Origin of the sequence: Pelagerythrobacter marensis, from assembly GCF_036700095.1 — a bacterium.
Taxonomy (GTDB): Bacteria; Pseudomonadota; Alphaproteobacteria; order Sphingomonadales; family Sphingomonadaceae; genus Pelagerythrobacter; species Pelagerythrobacter marensis_A.
On record NZ_CP144918.1, the window covers coordinates 1,708,572 to 1,724,755 of the forward strand.

At 64.3% G+C, this 16,184-nt stretch carries 12 protein-coding genes; 10 read left to right on the forward strand and 2 right to left on the reverse strand.

What is annotated here, in order from left to right:
- Window positions 1–27: 27 nt before the first annotated feature.
- Both V5F89_RS07970 and V5F89_RS07975 read right to left on the reverse strand, forming a co-directional pair.
- Window positions 28–2,703: a TonB-dependent receptor domain-containing protein gene (locus V5F89_RS07970; protein WP_338445126.1), complete on the reverse strand. Its 2,676-nt coding sequence runs from the start codon at window positions 2,701–2,703 to the stop codon at window positions 28–30.
- 104 nt (window positions 2,704–2,807) lie between these two features.
- Window positions 2,808–4,367, reverse strand: a complete 1,560-nt coding sequence (locus V5F89_RS07975; RefSeq protein ID WP_338445127.1) for a hypothetical protein — start codon at window positions 4,365–4,367, stop codon at window positions 2,808–2,810.
- A 268-nt stretch (window positions 4,368–4,635) separates the two neighbouring features.
- Here V5F89_RS07975 and V5F89_RS07980 point away from each other — a divergent pair, with 268 nt between their 5' ends.
- The 10 genes from V5F89_RS07980 to V5F89_RS08025 all read left to right on the forward strand — a co-directional run bounded on the left by V5F89_RS07980 (window position 4,636) and on the right by V5F89_RS08025 (window position 16,155).
- On the forward strand, window positions 4,636–5,004 hold the full coding sequence (locus tag V5F89_RS07980; protein ID WP_338445128.1) for a hypothetical protein: 369 nt from the start codon (window positions 4,636–4,638) through the stop codon (window positions 5,002–5,004).
- Between the two features lie 192 nt (window positions 5,005–5,196).
- On the forward strand, window positions 5,197–5,838 hold the full coding sequence (locus tag V5F89_RS07985; protein WP_338445129.1) for a lytic transglycosylase domain-containing protein: 642 nt from the start codon (window positions 5,197–5,199) through the stop codon (window positions 5,836–5,838).
- Window positions 5,839–5,844: 6 nt separating this feature from the next.
- Window positions 5,845–6,147 (forward strand): TrbC/VirB2 family protein, encoded by a 303-nt coding sequence (locus tag V5F89_RS07990; protein WP_338445130.1) that lies wholly within the window; start codon window positions 5,845–5,847, stop codon window positions 6,145–6,147.
- A gap of 1 nt (window position 6,148) precedes the next feature.
- On the forward strand, window positions 6,149–6,433 hold the full coding sequence (locus tag V5F89_RS07995) for a VirB3 family type IV secretion system protein (RefSeq protein ID WP_338445131.1): 285 nt from the start codon (window positions 6,149–6,151) through the stop codon (window positions 6,431–6,433).
- A 25-nt stretch (window positions 6,434–6,458) separates the two neighbouring features.
- Complete coding sequence (locus V5F89_RS08000; protein WP_338445132.1) at window positions 6,459–8,897, forward strand: VirB4 family type IV secretion/conjugal transfer ATPase; 2,439 nt, start codon at window positions 6,459–6,461, stop codon at window positions 8,895–8,897.
- Window positions 8,894–10,054: a type IV secretion system protein gene (locus V5F89_RS08005; protein WP_338445133.1), complete on the forward strand. Its 1,161-nt coding sequence runs from the start codon at window positions 8,894–8,896 to the stop codon at window positions 10,052–10,054. Before V5F89_RS08000 ends, V5F89_RS08005 begins: the two co-directional genes overlap by 4 nt.
- On the forward strand, window positions 10,051–10,827 hold the full coding sequence (locus V5F89_RS08010; RefSeq protein WP_338445134.1) for a TrbG/VirB9 family P-type conjugative transfer protein: 777 nt from the start codon (window positions 10,051–10,053) through the stop codon (window positions 10,825–10,827). The genes V5F89_RS08005 and V5F89_RS08010 overlap by 4 nt, the downstream gene beginning before the upstream one ends.
- Complete coding sequence (locus V5F89_RS08015) at window positions 10,827–11,954, forward strand: TrbI/VirB10 family protein (RefSeq protein WP_338447541.1); 1,128 nt, start codon at window positions 10,827–10,829, stop codon at window positions 11,952–11,954. The genes V5F89_RS08010 and V5F89_RS08015 overlap by 1 nt, the downstream gene beginning before the upstream one ends.
- Window positions 11,955–11,965: 11 nt before the next feature.
- Window positions 11,966–12,958 (forward strand): P-type DNA transfer ATPase VirB11, encoded by a 993-nt coding sequence (gene virB11, locus V5F89_RS08020; RefSeq protein WP_338445135.1) that lies wholly within the window; start codon window positions 11,966–11,968, stop codon window positions 12,956–12,958.
- A 257-nt stretch (window positions 12,959–13,215) separates the two neighbouring features.
- Window positions 13,216–16,155, forward strand: coding sequence for a TonB-dependent receptor (locus V5F89_RS08025; RefSeq protein WP_338445136.1), 2,940 nt, complete (start codon window positions 13,216–13,218; stop codon window positions 16,153–16,155).
- Window positions 16,156–16,184 lie beyond the last annotated feature (29 nt).

Sequence of the window (16,184 nt, forward strand, 5' to 3'; positions counted from 1 at the left end):
CCTGTGTGAGGCGAGGCTCAAGCGCGGTCAGAACTTGGCCGACAGCGACAGCGCGAAACTCTGTCCGACCTCGTAGGTGTTGATTTCGATGCGGTTGGTTCCGTTCGACTGAAATTCGTAATGGTCGCGCCCGAAAATATTGCGCGCTTCCAGTTTGAGTTCGACCGGGACGCGGAACAGATCCAGCCCTTGCCGATAAACGAAGTCCACCCGCAGCCCCGGATCCTCGACAATATCGGGAAGGGAGGCCGTGCCGCGTGCAGTCACCCGCTCGCTGGCGTAGGAAAAGAGCATGGTGAACTGCTGGAGACGATCGACATCCTCCAGCCCCAGCTGGACATTGACCAGATGATCGGACTGCCCGGTCAGGGGAACGCCATCGCGGAAATAGTTGGTCGCCGGCCGTTCGCCGCCAGGGAAGATCAGCGTCGTATCGTCCGGCCCAACCTCGATCTTCGAATCGGTGTAAGTGTAATTGGCGACGGTCACGATCCGCTTGGTCTCGAACCAGCCGCCCCAATCGAGCAGGTCATAGTTGTGCTGGAATTCCAGCTCCGCCCCGTGCAGCTTGGCACTGGGGGCGTTGGCGAAGCTCGCGATCTGGACGTTGTCGGAGAACGACGAATAGACTTCTATCGGCTTGTCGATATCCTTGTAGAAGCCGGCGAGCGATACCCGGTTGCCCTGTCCGAAATAATATTCGAGACGCGCTTCGTAGTTCGTCAGTTCGCTGTCGACCAGGAACGGGTTTCCGTTGTACTGGCGGCCGGTTTCCGGGTCGTAGTAAGTCTGGAAGATCAACTCGCGGAACTGCGGCCGCGCGATCGTTTTCGACCCGCTGATGCGTGCCTGGAGAGAATCGGTGATCTCCCAAGTGATCGTCCCGGCGGGAAGGTAGTAATCGTTCTTGAGCAGTGTCGAACTGCCCGAATTGGTCGGGGTGGCGAAGACCTCGACGGGGTTCACGCTCTGCTTGGCATCTTCGTAGCGCACGCCGAGATCGATAGTCAGGCCTTCGATCGGATTGATGCGCGACTGAAGATAGCCCGCGTGAATCTCCAGCGCTGCTGCGAAGGCAGGATCGGATTGCGTGGTTTCGATCAGGCCGATGTCGTAATATTCAATTATCGCATCGCCGAGCAACAGATCGGGACGCAGCGTGCCCACCGCATCCTCGAACCCGGAATCGGCATCGAACAGGAATTCGCGCCGTTCCGAATAGCGGTCGGTATCGGTGTAGGCATAGCCCGCAGTGAGGCGGAGCCAGTCGGTCAGGGCGTAGCCGATATCGACTCCGCCGTACCACAGCTCTTCCTTGAGATGCGAGAAGGTGACCGAGCCGCTGCCCCGCTGGCGGTCGAGCACATTGACGAAGATATCCCCCAGCGGGTCGTTCTCGTTATTGGTGCGGACATATGTGAAACTGTATTCATAAGGCGCCTCGCGACGGGTCTGCGCGTATCCGCCGCGCAGGTCGATATCGAGCGCGCCGAATTCCAGCTCTGCAACCAACTGGCTGTCTATGAGCTGCCGCTCGTACCAGCTGGTATCCTGGACGAATTCGGTATCGTTATCGAGAAGGTCCTCGCCGAGCGCGTGGCGCGTCTGCTTCAGCGTGTCGCGGATATAGAGGTTGGTCCAGCGAAAGCGGTGATCGCCGACTTCAAGGCCGAACCCAAGCAGCCCGTTCACCAGAATCCGGTTGTCGGTAACGAACTTGCGGAAATCCGTTCCGAGATCGAGATCCGTGCTGATCGGACTTTGCGAGATGATCGAGCGGTTGCGCCACTTGTTGCTGATGCCGGCCGTCGCGATCACGCCGAACCGGCCGTCGCCGAAGGCGGGGAAGGACGTGCCTGCGGTCAGGCTGGCGGACCAGTTTACCGGCAGTTCCTCGACCTTCTGCGTTACCAGGAGGTTGGGATTGCCGAGTTGCTTCGCGATGGCCTGCTGGTCGACCTCGACATCGCTCATCCGCAGGCCGCTCGCGAAGAATTCGCGCAGGGCGGGCGGGGCGTTGCGGGTCCCGTCGTCGAATCCAAACCAGTCGAAATCGGAACCGTAGTAGTCGTTTCCAGTCGAGAACGTGGTCTGCTCGTCGCCGCTGATGCCGGCGCTGATCTCGAAGAAGCTTTCATCCGGGATGGCGCGGGTCGTCAGATTGATGACACCGCCGCCGAACTCGCCGGGAAAATTGGCCGAATAGGTCTTCTGCACGAGGCTGGACGCGATCACGTCGGTCGGGAAGATGTCGAGCGGGACCACGCGGCTCAACGGCTGCGGGCTGGGAAGCGGCAGGCCGTTCAGCAGCGCGAGCGAATAACGATCGCCCAGCCCGCGGACGTAGACGAATCCCTGACCCTGGACCGACAAACCGGTGACCCTGCCCAGAGCACCCGCGATGTCGCCTTCGCCGGTGCGCGCGATCTGCTCGCTTGTGAGCACCGAAACGACCTGGGTCGAACTGCGCGTCACGTCGCGCGTGCGGCGACCTGTGACGATGATCTCGCCCCCGCCGCCGGGAATGGAGATTTCCGCTTCCTCTTCGGGAGCGGCCACGCTCTCGTCGCCTTGTGGCTGCTGGGTGCTGCCTTCCGCATCCGTTCCGGATTCGCCGACCGTGCCTTGCGCCAGGGCGACGCCGGGAATGGTGAGTGCGGTGGTGAGCAGAAGCAGCCCCGCCAACTGCTTGCCAGTGGACATCGTGGGTGACCCCCTTCGTCTAGACGTCTGAAAACCGTTAGGTCCAAAAAGTGCGGGGAGGCGGCCCGCCGGCAAGCGGGGCGCCTCCCCGGATCATCGTCCGATCAATAGACCGGCAGCGAGGTGCAATCGCTGACCGCGTTGTCGAAAGTCACCGCCGCCGAATTGCAGGTCCAGCCGGCGTACCAGGTGTCGGCATCGTCGCGCACCGCACCGATGTAGTCCGCATTGTCGAAAAAGCTCGACAGGACGGTCGGATCGAAGGCGGTCACGCCGCTCTCGTTGGTGCCGTTGATGAAAGTCATCGACAGCGTCGAGGTGAAGTTCGAGTTGTTGTTCGAACCCCCATCGAAGAGCGCCTGGGTTTCGGCTGCGGTCACGTCGCCGCCATCCCGGAACGGAGTGTCACAGTCCATGACGAACGATTCGAACCGGACCGGGCCGACATCGTCGAGCCCGGCGTCCGCAGCGCGGACCGTTTCCTCATCGTCGATGCGCAGGCAGGGCGTGCCTTGCGATGCGTCGACCAGCACGCTGTTCGCGATCGTGTAGTCGGCTCCGCCGCGAATGCGGATCGCCTGATCGTTGGTGCGACGTTGGATGAAGGTCGCGTTGACGACCTGCGTGTTCTGGCGCGGGGTCGACTCGATGAACACATTGCTCGAATCGGCTTCGATTATGCCGTCGCCGACTTCGTTGCGCTGCACGGCGATCACGTATTGCAGGTTCGCTTTCACACCCGTGTCGGTGTCAAGCGAATCGTCTTCCGCCCCGACCACGATCAGGTTTTTCATGTTGACGAAGCCGCCGAAGAATTCGACGCCATCGTCCGAGCTGTTGTAGCTCATGATGTGGCTCAGCTCGGTGCCCGTGCCGGTGCCGCCGGTTGTCAGCGACTGGAGTTCGTTGTCGCCGGACAGGACGAAGCCCGAATAGCGGATCTGGACGTAGCGCATCGTGCCCGAACTGTCGTTCGCAGTAGCGCCACCGAAGAATGCGGGTTGAGCCGCACCTTCCACCTGGCGTTCGCAGTCGACTGTGCCGGGCGCCGCGCCGTCTGCGACGCAATCGGTCACTGGCGCACGGCCGGCGAGGACAACGCCGCCCCATTGGCCGGACGAGTTGTCGTTGTTGAGACCCAGCACATTGTCGCGGCTGGTAAAGATGATCGGCATCTCCTCAGTGCCGACGGCGTTGATCTTGTTGCCGCGGTTGACCATCAGGAACGATGAGCCGCTGGCGTAAAACATTGCGCCGGGTTCGATGGTCAGGGTCACGTCTGTATCGGCGTCAGAAGCGACCGGGCCGCCATCGGTGCCGACGTCCACGCGACCGTTCATAAAGTACAGCAACCCTTCGACATAAGGGAGCGTCGAGGAGGAATTGAAGCGGTTTGGCAACTGGCAAATGCGATACTCGCCGGTCGGACCGCTGATCGTGCCGCCATCGGTAAGGCCCTGGGGGTCTGCGATCGTCGGACAGCCGGCCGCGGGCGAAACGGTCGCGGGCGGCGGCGGGGGAGGAGGCGGAGGCGGCGGAGGCGTTGCGGGCGGATTGATAATCACGTTGCCGCCAGTGCCCGGCGAAGAAATCTCGTCGGCACCGCAGCCGGCCAGAATGGCCAGGCCGCAGCCGAGAACGATGGAGCGTTGAATGGTTTTCACAGCGAGCGGTCCCCTCAAAAAACCGAGAATCGATTGGTCGCGAATTCGAGATCGCGATCCGCGGACTAGGACCGTGGCGTGACACTTTCTTTGCAAGACCGGAGTTTAAATTCACGGCTGCAATCATGACTATAATATGACAAATATGACATGCAGAGCGAGGCCGCTCGGAATAGTTACAAATTAATGACAGTATGACATTTTAGTTGCAGCGAGCCTTGATCGGGCTCATTCTTTCATCCGTTAGTCGACGAAATGGAGAGAGATTATGGCTATTGGTTCTATGATCGTGGGTCTGGTCCTGACGACGCAGGCCGGTGCCTCGGCCGACGTGGCTTACGACGAACTCGTCGCAAATCGTAATCAGGCAGCGATCGCGGTTCTCGAAGAGGCGGCCGATGCCGGCGCCGACGATCCTGCGCTGTTGATTAACCTCGGCATTGCCTATGCGCGGGCGGGGCGCGAGCAGGAAGCGCGCGAGCTGTTCCGATCGGCCGCCCGAAGCGAAACGGCATTGCGCCTCGAAGTTGCCGGGGGCGACTGGGTCGATTCCCGCGATCTCGCCCGGCGTGCCTTGCGTATGCTCGATCGCGGCGAGTTCGCGCCTTCGAGTTCGAGCCGGGTGACCATGCGCTGATCGATGAAGCGAGGCCTCTCGCTTCGCGCCGCAGGAACAACAAACGAAACCGTGGCTCGTCCGCCCTTTTTCGGGTAAGGCTGCGCACGTCAGCTGTACGCTTGCGTAGATGACGCAATTGCCCGATTCTATCCAACTTGCTGTCACCAACCTGTCATGTACGGTGCGCAAGGGAGGTGGACGGAGGGTTCGATGATTCTCAAGCGGTCGCCACTGCTCGCCATTGCGGCATGTCTGGCGGGAATGACGAGCCCGGCCCGGGCGGACGTCATGGAAATCGATGCACAGGGTGCGCGCTGGATTGCCGGCGCGCTGAGTGCTGTCGATTCCGGCGATGCGAGCCGCGTGTCGGATGCCGAGGGCGTCGCGCCGGTCGAACTGGCGGCCGATTATCCGCTGCCCGCGCAGGCGGTTGCCGATCCGGCGCTCCATTCCGCCGCGATCCCGCAGGCTTATGCGCGCAAGGTTCACGAACTGGCCCGCCGCTTCGATCTCAGCCCTGCGCTGATCGAAGCACTCGTATGGCAAGAGAGCCGGTGGCGCCCCGATGCGGTGTCTCCCGTGGGAGCGCGCGGTCTGGCGCAGCTCATGCCGGGAACCGCGCGCGAGCTGGGTGTCGACCCGGCCGATCCCTTTGCCAACCTCGAAGGCGGTGCGCGCTATCTGCGCGCGCAGATCGACCGTTTCGGCGGCGATCTGGAGAAGGCCCTGGCCGCCTATAACGCCGGCCCGGGCCGGGTCGAGCGCGCCCGCGGTATTCCCGCTATCCGCGAAACCAGACAATACGTGGCGGCGATCATGGGCCGCCTTTCCAACCATTCCCGCGAGGATTGATACCCGATGCGATCGCTTACCCGTCTTGTTGCCCTGACATTGTTTTTCAGCCCCGCCGCCGCGCTGGCGCAACAGGTGGCCGATCCGCAGGGGTCCGGCCCGATCGTGGCGGCGCTCGGCTGGCTACAGGGCACGTTGCTGGGCAACGTTGCCACCGCCGTTGCCGTCATGGCGGTCGCGGCGGTCGGGTTCCTGATGCTGACGGGCCGGATGAACTGGCGGTTCGGGGCCACCGTGATCATCGGATGCTTCATCCTGTTCGGCGCGGCATCGATCGTTGCCGGCATTCAGCAGGCCGCCGGGGGCTGACGTGGACCAGCTCGTCCGCCATCCCGTCCATCGCGCGCTCACCCGGCCGCAGATGTTCGCCGGGGTGACGTACAACTATTTCATCATCAACGCGGCGGTGACGACCGAGCTGTTCCTGATCACGGGCAGCTTCCTCGCCTTGCCCGCCGCGCTGGTGATTCACGGCGTGGGCTATTTCGCCTGCCTGCGCGAGCCGCGCGTGTTCGACCTGTGGATCACGAAAGTCAGCAAGTGTCCGCGCGTGAAGAATTTCAAACGCTGGGGCTGCAACAGCTACGCGGCGTGAGGGCCTGAAAGGGGTCGATGCGATTATGAGCAAGTGGATCGGAGCCGCCGCCTGGAGCGCGAAGGAAGCGCGCGCCGGCGACCGCCTGCCCTATGCGCGCCTGATCGACGAGAGCACCGCGCTGCTGCGCGACGGTTCGGTCATGACCGCGCTCCAGGTCCCCGGCCTGCTGTTCGAAACCGAGGACAGCGACGCGCTGAATGCCCATGCCGCGACGCGCGAGGTGGTTCTGCGCTCGACGCTCGATGCGCGTTTCGTCATGTATCATCACGTGGTCCGCCGGCGGGTCGAGGTCGAGCTGGAGGCCGAGTTCGACGATCCGCTCAGCCGGCATATCGACGCGCGGTGGAAGGAGCGGCTCGGGTCCGGGGCGCTGTTCGTCAACGACCAGTTCGTTACCCTCATCCGGCGGCCGGCGCGGGGCAAGGCAGGCCTCGCCGAACGTGCGGCGAAGATGTGGAGCCGCAAGGGGCGCAAGGAAATCGAAGCCGATCCGAAAGACGTGCGCGCGCTGAAAGCCGCAGTCACCGGGCTCGTCGCTGCGCTCCAGGCTTACGGAGCGGCCGTTCTGGGCGATTACGAGGGGGCCGGGGGGAAAACGAACAACGAACTGCTCGAGCTTCTCAGCGCGCTCTACAACGGCGAGATGCGGCCGGTGCGCCGACCGCATGAAGACGCCGATATCGGGCATATGCTTCCCTATCGCCGCGCCAGTTTCGGCCTCGATGCGATGGAACTGCGCGGGTCGAGTGCTCCCGATTTCGCCGCGATGCTGAGCCTCAAGGAATATCCCGACGCGACCTCGCCCGGGCTCCTCGATTCGCTGTTGCGCCTGCCGTGCGAGATGATCGTGTCGGAAAGCTATGCGCCGGCCGAGCGGCAGACCGCGCGCGAGCGAATGGATCTCGCGCTGCGTCGCCTGCGGTCGGCAGACGAAGAGGCTGCGGCCGAGCGGGCCGACATGCTTGCGGCGCGCGATGCCCTGGGCAATGGCGCGGTCGGCTTCGGCGACCATCACCTGACCGTGCTGGTGCGCGAGCGCGACCTTGCCCGGCTGGACGAGGCGACGGCGTCGTGCGCCGCGGCGCTGGCCGATACCGGCGCGATCGCGGTGCGCGAAGATACCAATCTCGAGCCGGCATTCTGGGCCCAGTTCCCGGGGAACGAGCAGTATATCGTGCGCCGGGCGATGATATCTTCGGCCAATATGGCCAGTTTCGGGTCGCTCCACGGCATGGCCCTGGGCCAGGCGCAGGGCAATCACTGGGGCGAGGCGGTGACCCTGCTCCAGACCACCAGCTCGACGCCGTTCTTCTTCAATTTCCACAACGGCGACCTCGGGAACTTCTCGGTCATCGGGCCTTCGGGGTCGGGCAAGACCGTGGTGATGAACTTTCTCGCCGCGCAGGCGCAGAAGTTCAAACCGCGCACGATTCTGTTCGACAAGGACCGGGGCGGCGAACTGTTCATCCGCGGGATCGGCGGCCGTTACGACCGGATCAATGCCGGCGAACCGACCGGGTTCAATCCGCTCGCATTGCCCGATACACCGGTGAACCGGGCCTTTCTGCGCGACTGGCTCGGCGTGTTGCTCAAGGCCGAAGGGCCGGAAGAGCTGGCGACGATCAGCCAGGCGGTCGATGCCGCATACGGCAACGATCCTTCGCTGCGCCGCCTGCGCCACTTCAGGGAACTGCTGTCGGGGGCACGGCGGCCGGAGGCCGGCGACCTGGCGGACCGGCTCTCGGCATGGATCGGCGAGGGGGAGCACGGCTGGCTGTTCGACAATGCGGAGGACCTGCTGGACCTGAGCAACCGCGTGCTCGGCTTCGACATGACTGCGCTGCTCGAAAATCCCAAGCTGCGCACGCCGGTCATGATGTACCTGTTCCACCGGATCGAGGAGCGGCTGGACGGCAAGCCGACGATGATCCTGATCGACGAGGGGTGGAAAGCGCTCGACGATCCGGTGTTCGCGGCCCGTATCCGCGACTGGCTGAAAACGCTGAGGAAGCGCAATGCGCTGGTCGGTTTCGCGACCCAGAGCGCGCGCGACGCGCTGGAGAGCCGCATTTCCACCGCATTGGTGGAGCAGACGGCGACCATGGTGTTCATGCCCAATTCGCGCGCCCGGGCAGAAGATTACTGCGACGGTTTCGGGCTGACGTCCCACGAACTGGCCCTGATCCGCAGCCTGCCGGCGCACAGCCGGTGCTTCCTCGTCCGCCAGCCCGATGCGAGCGTGGTCGTGCGGCTCGATCTCTCCGGCGCGCCGGAGGTGCTGACGATCCTTTCGGGACGCGAAAGCTCGGTGCGGCGGCTGGATATCCTGCGGGCCGCGGTCGGCGACGATCCCGCGGAATGGTATCCGGCGCTCACCGGGCATGGCTGGCCCGGCGGAAACGGGGTGGCGGACGACGAGATGGCGCAAGGGGACATGCCCTTCCGCCTCGCCGCGGAATGAGCGCGGCCTGCCAGAATGCCGCCGCGGAAGCGGGCAATGGCGTTGCCGCTGCGCTCCGCGCGGTCGATTGCACCGCGGGCGAGTTCACCGCGCAGGCGTTCGGTCGCCTGTTCGCGCCGGGCGGAGCCCTGACCTCGGTCCTGACGATCGCGTTGACGCTGTTCGTGGCGCTTTTCGCCATCGCGCTGCTGCTCGGACGGACCAATCTCGGGATCAGGTCGCTGACCCCGCGCATGGTCACCCTGGGCCTGGTGGTGACGTTCGCGACCAGCTGGGTGGCTTACCAGAGCGTGGTGTGGAACCTTGCGATCGGCGCCCCGGACTGGCTCGCGACGATCCTGGCGGGAACGGACGGCTCGGCGACCGAAGTGTTCGCGCAGAAAATCGACGTCGTGTTCATCGCCGTGCAACAGGCGACGCAGGGGCAGGAGGATATCGGCGCCTTTTCGCCTGCAGGCATCTTGTGGATGGGCGCAATGCTGTTTCTGCTGGGCACGGTGGGCGTGTTGGTCACGGCACGGATCGGGCTGGCCGTGCTTGTCGCGCTGGGGCCGATTTTCGTCGTGATGGCGCTGTTCAACGGCACGCGCGGCCTTTTCACCGGGTGGCTGAAAGGGGTGGTGATGCTTGCCCTGACGCCGCTGTTCGCGGTGCTTGCCGGGGGCGTGATGCTGGAACTTGCCGTGCCGATCCTCGCCACGTTGTCGGCAACCCCGGGCCAGGTCGACCCGCAGGCTGCGATGGCGTTCTTCCTGATCGGCGCGGTGCATGTCGCGCTGATGATCATGGTGATCAAGGTCGCCGGAACGATGGTGGCCGGCTGGCGGGTTTTCGGCCTGGTGCCGCAGGACGTGCCCGAACGGGGCGAGCGTGCCCCGGCCTCTGCCCAGGCCCCATCCTCCGCATCGGCCGCTCCCCGGACAACGTTCGCAGCACAGTCGCCGGCGCCCCAGCGGCGCATAGCGATGGGTGCGGTGCCGACCGCAGTGGCCGCCAACGATAGCGGTCCGCCCTCGATGACGACCCGTGAAACGCGGGTGGTGACGCCATCGGGCGGCGCCCAGGCGCAGCCACTCAGCCCCTCCCAATCGCGCACGAGCGGAATCGGCAGTCGCTTCCGCGCACCGCAGAAGAGAATTTCGGAGAAGTCGAAATGAAACGCGTGGCCCTAACCGCGCTCGCTATCGCAATGCTCGCTTCGCCACCGGCGCTGGCGCAGGACCCCCGCCTGGTCGAGCGACTTTACGACCCCGCTCGGGTGGTGACGATCGAAGGCCGAACGAAAGTGCAGGCCACGATCCAGTTCGGCGAAGACGAGCTGATCGAGAACGTCGCTATCGGCGATTCCGAAGCCTGGCAGGTCACCCCCAACAAGCGTGCCAACCTGCTGTTCATCAAGCCGCTTTCGCCGACGGCCAAGACCAATATGACCGTGGTGACGAACAAGCACACTTATCTGTTCGACCTGGTGGCCAGCCCCCGGGCCGAGCCGCTCTATGTCCTCCGTTTCACATATCCGGAAGAACCGGAGGAAGAGCAGCCCATGCTCGCCCAGGGGCCGAATGCGGTCGAGCTGGCCGCTGCCACCGATCCTTACGCGGTTGTCGATCCAGCAGAACTCAATTTCGCCTGGGACGGGCAGGGCGATACCGCGCTCCTGCCCGAGCGCACTTACGACGACGGGAATGCGACTTTCCTTACCTGGCCCGCCGGTCGTTCGGTGCCGGCAATCCTGGTCAGGGACCACGAAGGGACCGAAGGGCCTGTCAATTTCACGGTGCGCGGGGACACTATCGTCGTGGACGGGGTCCCCCGCGAAATCGTCCTGCGCTCGGGCGATGACAGTGCCACTCTGACGAACACCGGGCCCGTGCGGCCCGAATGGTCGCGCGGACAGGCCGCGCTGGCCCAGGCAAGGGAGAAGAGGTGATGCGACTTGCCATGCGATTGCCCGCCCGCAAGCAGGGTGGTGCAGCGAACGATATCGATCCGCGCGAGCAGGAATCGGCCGAGATCATCGACCTCGCCAGCCGCAATGCTTTCCCTGTCGTCACGCAGCGCAAGGGCAAGTCCGATTCGCTCGGGCTGGTGGCCGGTGTTGCCATCGTTGCCCTGCTGGGTGCGGCGACCTTTATCGGGATGGATTCGACGCGCATGGCCGAACCGGAAGGCGTCGGCGGCCAGCAGCCCGCCCCGGCCTCGGCGCAGCCGGCCACGCCGCAGCCGGCGCAGGAACCCGCGACGCCCGCAGCGGCCGCGCCTGCCCCGCAGTCCGATCCGGCCCCTGCGCCGGTTCTGGCGGCCGATCCGGGCGCGTCGCCCGCGCCAATGGGCAATCCCTATGCCAGCCCCACGGTGGTGTTCGATTCGAGCGCGCTTCCCGCTCCCGCGGCAGGCCCGGCCGCCCCGGGCGCGGGCGAAGGCGCCTCCGCCGCAACGGGCAATTCCGCGTCCGACTTCGCCAGCCGCATCGGCGGGGTGGGGGGCGCACCCGCCCAGGCGAAGGCGATGGTGAATCCGCGGACCACCGTGACCCAGGGCACGCTGATCCCCGCCGTGCTCGAAACCGCGATCGACACCAATGTGCCCGGCTTCGTGCGCGCGGTGGTCAGCCAGGACGTGCGCAGTTTCGACGGGACGCGCGTGCTCGTGCCGCGCAGCAGCCGGCTTGTCGGCCAGTACCAGTCCGGCGTGCAGGGCGGGCAGAAGCGGGCCTATGTCATCTGGACCCGCCTGATCCGGCCCGATGGTGCCTCGGTCAATCTCGCCTCGCCCGCGATCGGGTTCGATGGCACGACCGGGCTGGAGGGCGATGTCGACAACCGGTTCTTCCAGCGCTTCGGCTCGGCCCTGCTGCTTTCGGTCGTCGGCGGACTGTCGGCGCTCGGATCCGGCGGCGCCTCGGTCGTGCTGGGCGGGGCCGGACAGTCCGCTGCCGGCGTGGCCGCCCAGCAGGATAGCCAGATCGGGCCGACGATCCGCGTGCGGCAGGGCGAGCCGATCCGCGTGTTCACCGCACGCGATCTCGATTTCAGCCAGGTTGCGGCGGTCAGGTAAGGCGAGAGGCCATGGCGGCGGATATCCACTCCCTGCGGAGCGAGAGCGGCGGCGAGCGCAGCGTCTATCTCGACGCCTATCTCGCACCGTTCCGCGAATGGCTCGATCGCGATACGGTGACGGAAATCCTCGTCAATCGGCCGGGCGAGGCCTGGATCGAGGATGCCGCCTCGCCGGGAATGCAGCGGATCGAAACGCCGCATATCGACGACAGGCTGGTCCAGCGCCTGGCCGAACAGGTCGCGCGGGTCAGCCATCAGGGTATCAACCGCGAACATCCGCTGCTGGGTGCGACATTGCCCGATGGCGCGCGCGTGCAGTTCTGCGGCCCCCCCGCAACGCGACGGCACTGGGCCATGGCGATCCGCCGGCATCGCCGGCTCGACCTGCCGCTGGACGCTTACGATACCGGGCCGCTTGCGGAAGCGACGCCCCCGCCGATGCCCGATCCCCGGGCGGAGCCGATCGCTTACCTTCGCGAAGCCATTCGCCAGCGGCGCACGATCTTGATCTCGGGCGGGACGAGCACCGGCAAGACGACCTTCCTCAATGCCATGCTGGGGGAGATCCCGCGCGAGCAGCGCGTCGTGCTGGTCGAGGATACGCCCGAGTTGAAACTGCCCGGCGAAAACGGCGTCGGCCTGGTCGCGGTGAAGGGCGAACTGGGCGAAGCCAAGGTCACCGCCAACGAGCTGCTGCAGGCGGCGTTGCGCCTGCGCCCCGACCGGGTCGTGCTCGGCGAATTGCGCGGAGCCGAAAGCGTCAGCTTCCTGCGCGCCATCAACACCGGCCATCCGGGCAGTTTCTCGACCATTCACGCCAACAGTCTGCGCGGCGCGCTGGAGCAGCTCGCCCTGATGGTCATGCAGACCGGGATCGGCCTGACGCGAGGCGACACGATCGCCTATGCCGCTTCGGTGATAGATGTGATCGTTCAGCTCGGTCGCGGGAACGATGGCAAGCGCGGTATCGCGCAGATCGCCAGCACCGCTTCGCTGCTCTGACCGCGATTTTGCGCACCCGGTTAGCAAACCGGTGAACAAGGTGCATAAATAATTCCCCTTACGGAAGCCCCCGCCCCGAGGGCAATTGACGTAGGGGAATGGAGGGGTTTCGGAAATTCGGCGATGCAATCGTATGCGGAAATTTCCGCATTGCAGAGAGCGACTTCACGGCAACCCTATTGCCAAGCGCGTGCGTTATGAAATACTTTCCTTGCAGTTTAAGTCGCAAGAGACGGCTGGACACAAGGAGAGGACGAATGAGGGTGAAGGCAACCCTGCTTGCCGGCATTTGCGCCGGCGGGCTCGCATTTCCCGTTACCGCGCAGGAAACCGATACAGGGGAAAGCCCGGTCGTGACCGGCGGCCCGGTAATCGTGGTAACTGCACAACGGCAGGACCAGAGCCTGCAGGAAGTCCCGATCGCGGTCAGCGCGTTCACGGCCGAAGCGCTGGAAGCGCAGCAGATCGAGAACGCGAGCGACCTGCAGCTCACACTGCCGAACGTCTCGTTCACCAAGAGCAACTTTACATCGTCGAGTTTCACCATTCGCGGGATCGGCGATCTCTGCGTCGGCGTGACCTGCGACAGCGCGACGGCCATCCATACCAACGGCTCGCCCCTGTTCGGCACGCGATTGTTCGAGACCGAATATTTCGATCTTGAAAGGGTCGAGGTGCTGCGCGGCCCGCAGGGGACCCTGTTCGGCCGCAACGCAACCTCGGGCGTGGTCAACGTCGTGACCGCAAAGCCCGACCTTTCCGGGTTCGGGGCCGCGGCGGAGCTGGAATACGGCAACTACGAAAGCATCAAGGCCAAGGGCATGATCAACCTGCCCATCGGCGAGGTGCTCGGCCTTCGCGTGGCCGGCTTCTACCTCAACCGCGACGGATATACCCGCAACCTCTACGACGGATCGCGGATCGACGATCGCGACATGTACGCGGTGCGCGGCTCGCTCCGGTTCGAGCCCGGGCCGGATACGACACTGGACCTGATGGGGTATTACTTCCGCGAAAACGACAACCGGCTGCGTATCCAGAAGCAGACCTGTCAACGCGATCCGACCGGGGTGCTCGGGTGTCTGAATGCCCGGCGCGATTTCGACAGCACCAATGCCAATTCCACTCTGGCATCGGTGCTGACATCGGAAGAGCTTTTCGCGATTCAGGGCCTCCCGCCGGGTTTCGGCCTGGGAAGTCTTTACGGACCGGACGGTTTCGCCAATTTCGACGAGCCGGACGACGTGCGCGTCGTCAACACACCGGTGACACCCGAATATTTTGCCGACGAGCTGCAGCTCCAGGCCCATCTGGAGCAGCGCTTCGGCGCGATGAGCCTGTCGCTGACGGGCCTGTATCAGGAAACCTCGGTCGACTCCCGCCAGGATTACAATCTCGGCGTGCTCGACCGCTCGGGATATGCGGCTGCCCTCAATCAGCTGGCGTTCTTTGCGGCCAACGACGTGATTTTTCCCGGCTCGTCGGCCTACTTCGCGCCGATTGCCGAGGCGTTGATCCCTGGCGGACCCGACGGTCCGCTGTGCACGTCGGACAACGACATGGACAATCAGGGCGCGTTCGAAGGGAATGCGATCTGCGGCGAGGTTCCCCTGTCGTACGACCGTTCGCACCAGGAGCAGAAAGCGTGGTCGGGCGAAGTGATCCTGAGCAGCGATTTCGACGGGCCGCTCAATTTCCTGATCGGCGGCATCTATGCCGAGTCGGAAGTTTCGGAGAACAGCTATTACGTGAATGCATTCGGCCTCGACTATGCGGCCGGCATACTCGGCACGTTCTCCGCGCTGGGCGGGGGGCTCGAACCGTCGTATCTCGCCACGTCGATGTACCGGAACAACACGCAGTATTTCAAACTGAAGAGCTTCGGCATCTTCGGCGAACTCTATTACGACATTACCGATCGCCTCAGCTTTACCGCCGGTCTGCGGTATAACGACGACACCAAGGAGGTGACTGCGCGCACCACGTTCGCCAGCTTCCTCAACCCCTTCGCCAACGACGGGGATCCGTTCGATTCACCTTATGTGGGAAGCTTCGATGCGGATCCCGGCATGGATGGGAACCAGCTGTCGCAGCAGCGCGAGGTTTCGTTCGACGAGATCACCGGGCGCGCGGTGCTCGATTTCGAAATTTCGCCGGACAACAAGGTCTATGCTTCGTACTCGCGCGGGTACAAGTCGGGAGGGATCAATCCGCCGCTGTCGCCCGTCTTCGACGTCAGCGAGAGCTTCGGGCCCGAGCAGATCGATGCGTTCGAGATCGGTTCCAAGAACACGTTCCTCAACGGAACGTTGCAGGCGAACCTCACGGCCTTCTACTACAAGTACAAGGATCTGCAGCTCAGCCGGATCGTCGCGCGAACGTCTGTCAACGATACGATCGATGCGGATATCTGGGGGCTCGAGTTCGAATCGATCCTTCGCCCGTCGCCGCAGTGGACGATCAACATGAACCTCAGTTACCTCAACACGAAGGTTGCCGGGGATCAGTTCTTTTCCAACCCGCGCGATCCGGGCGGCGGCGACCCGGATGCGGTGATCATCAAGGATATCTCGAACGGATCGCTCTGCGCGGTGACCGGTGCCGGAGCGAACGCGTTCGTTGCCGCTGTCAACAGCCCGCTTGGCTTGCAGGGGCCGGCGCCATTCCCGTCCGACGGCCAAATTGCTTCCACTGGCGCCTTCGGAATCTGTGCCGCATTGGCTGCGGGTGCGGCTGGGGATATCGGCGAATTCAACCCCGCACTTGCTCCCCTTCAGCCGCTTCTCGATAGTTTCGGACCGGTAGGCGTGCTCAGCCCGGGTGTCGAGGTGAACTTGCGCGGGAACAAGCTTCCCCAGGCGCCGGAATTCAAAGCCTCGATGGGCGTTCAGTACACGGCGGAGTTCGGCAATGGCATGTCGCTGGTGCCGCGTTTCGACGTGGCGATGACCGGCACCCAATACGGCAATGTCTTCAACGGCAGCGTCAACCGGATCGAACCGTTCGTCCAGGCGAATGCGCAGATCCAGTTGAACGGGCCCGACCAGAACTGGTTCGTGCGCGGTTTCGTGCAGAATATCTTCGACTGCAATTCGACCACGGGCCTTTACGTGACGGATGCCTCGTCGGGGAACTTCACCAATATCTTCACGCTGGATCCGCGCCGCTACGGTATCGCGATCGGCGCGCGGTTCTGACAACACATTCCGCTTGGGGGAGGGAGGGG

What these genes read in the sequence shown, in the direction of transcription:
- V5F89_RS07970 (WP_338445126.1), bottom strand. Translation starts at nt 2,703, where the DNA reads ATGTCCACTGGCAAGCAGTTGGCGGGGCTGCTTCTGCTCACCACCGCA.
- V5F89_RS07980 (WP_338445128.1), top strand. Translation starts at nt 4,636, where the DNA reads ATGGCTATTGGTTCTATGATCGTGGGTCTGGTCCTGACGACGCAGGCC.
- V5F89_RS07985 (WP_338445129.1), top strand. Translation starts at nt 5,197, where the DNA reads ATGATTCTCAAGCGGTCGCCACTGCTCGCCATTGCGGCATGTCTGGCG.
- V5F89_RS07990 (WP_338445130.1), top strand. Translation starts at nt 5,845, where the DNA reads ATGCGATCGCTTACCCGTCTTGTTGCCCTGACATTGTTTTTCAGCCCC.
- V5F89_RS08000 (WP_338445132.1), top strand. Translation starts at nt 6,459, where the DNA reads ATGAGCAAGTGGATCGGAGCCGCCGCCTGGAGCGCGAAGGAAGCGCGC.
- V5F89_RS08005 (WP_338445133.1), top strand. Translation starts at nt 8,894, where the DNA reads ATGAGCGCGGCCTGCCAGAATGCCGCCGCGGAAGCGGGCAATGGCGTT.
- V5F89_RS08010 (WP_338445134.1), top strand. Translation starts at nt 10,051, where the DNA reads ATGAAACGCGTGGCCCTAACCGCGCTCGCTATCGCAATGCTCGCTTCG.
- V5F89_RS08015 (WP_338447541.1), top strand. Translation starts at nt 10,827, where the DNA reads ATGCGACTTGCCATGCGATTGCCCGCCCGCAAGCAGGGTGGTGCAGCG.
- virB11 (WP_338445135.1), top strand. Translation starts at nt 11,966, where the DNA reads ATGGCGGCGGATATCCACTCCCTGCGGAGCGAGAGCGGCGGCGAGCGC.
- V5F89_RS08025 (WP_338445136.1), top strand. Translation starts at nt 13,216, where the DNA reads ATGAGGGTGAAGGCAACCCTGCTTGCCGGCATTTGCGCCGGCGGGCTC.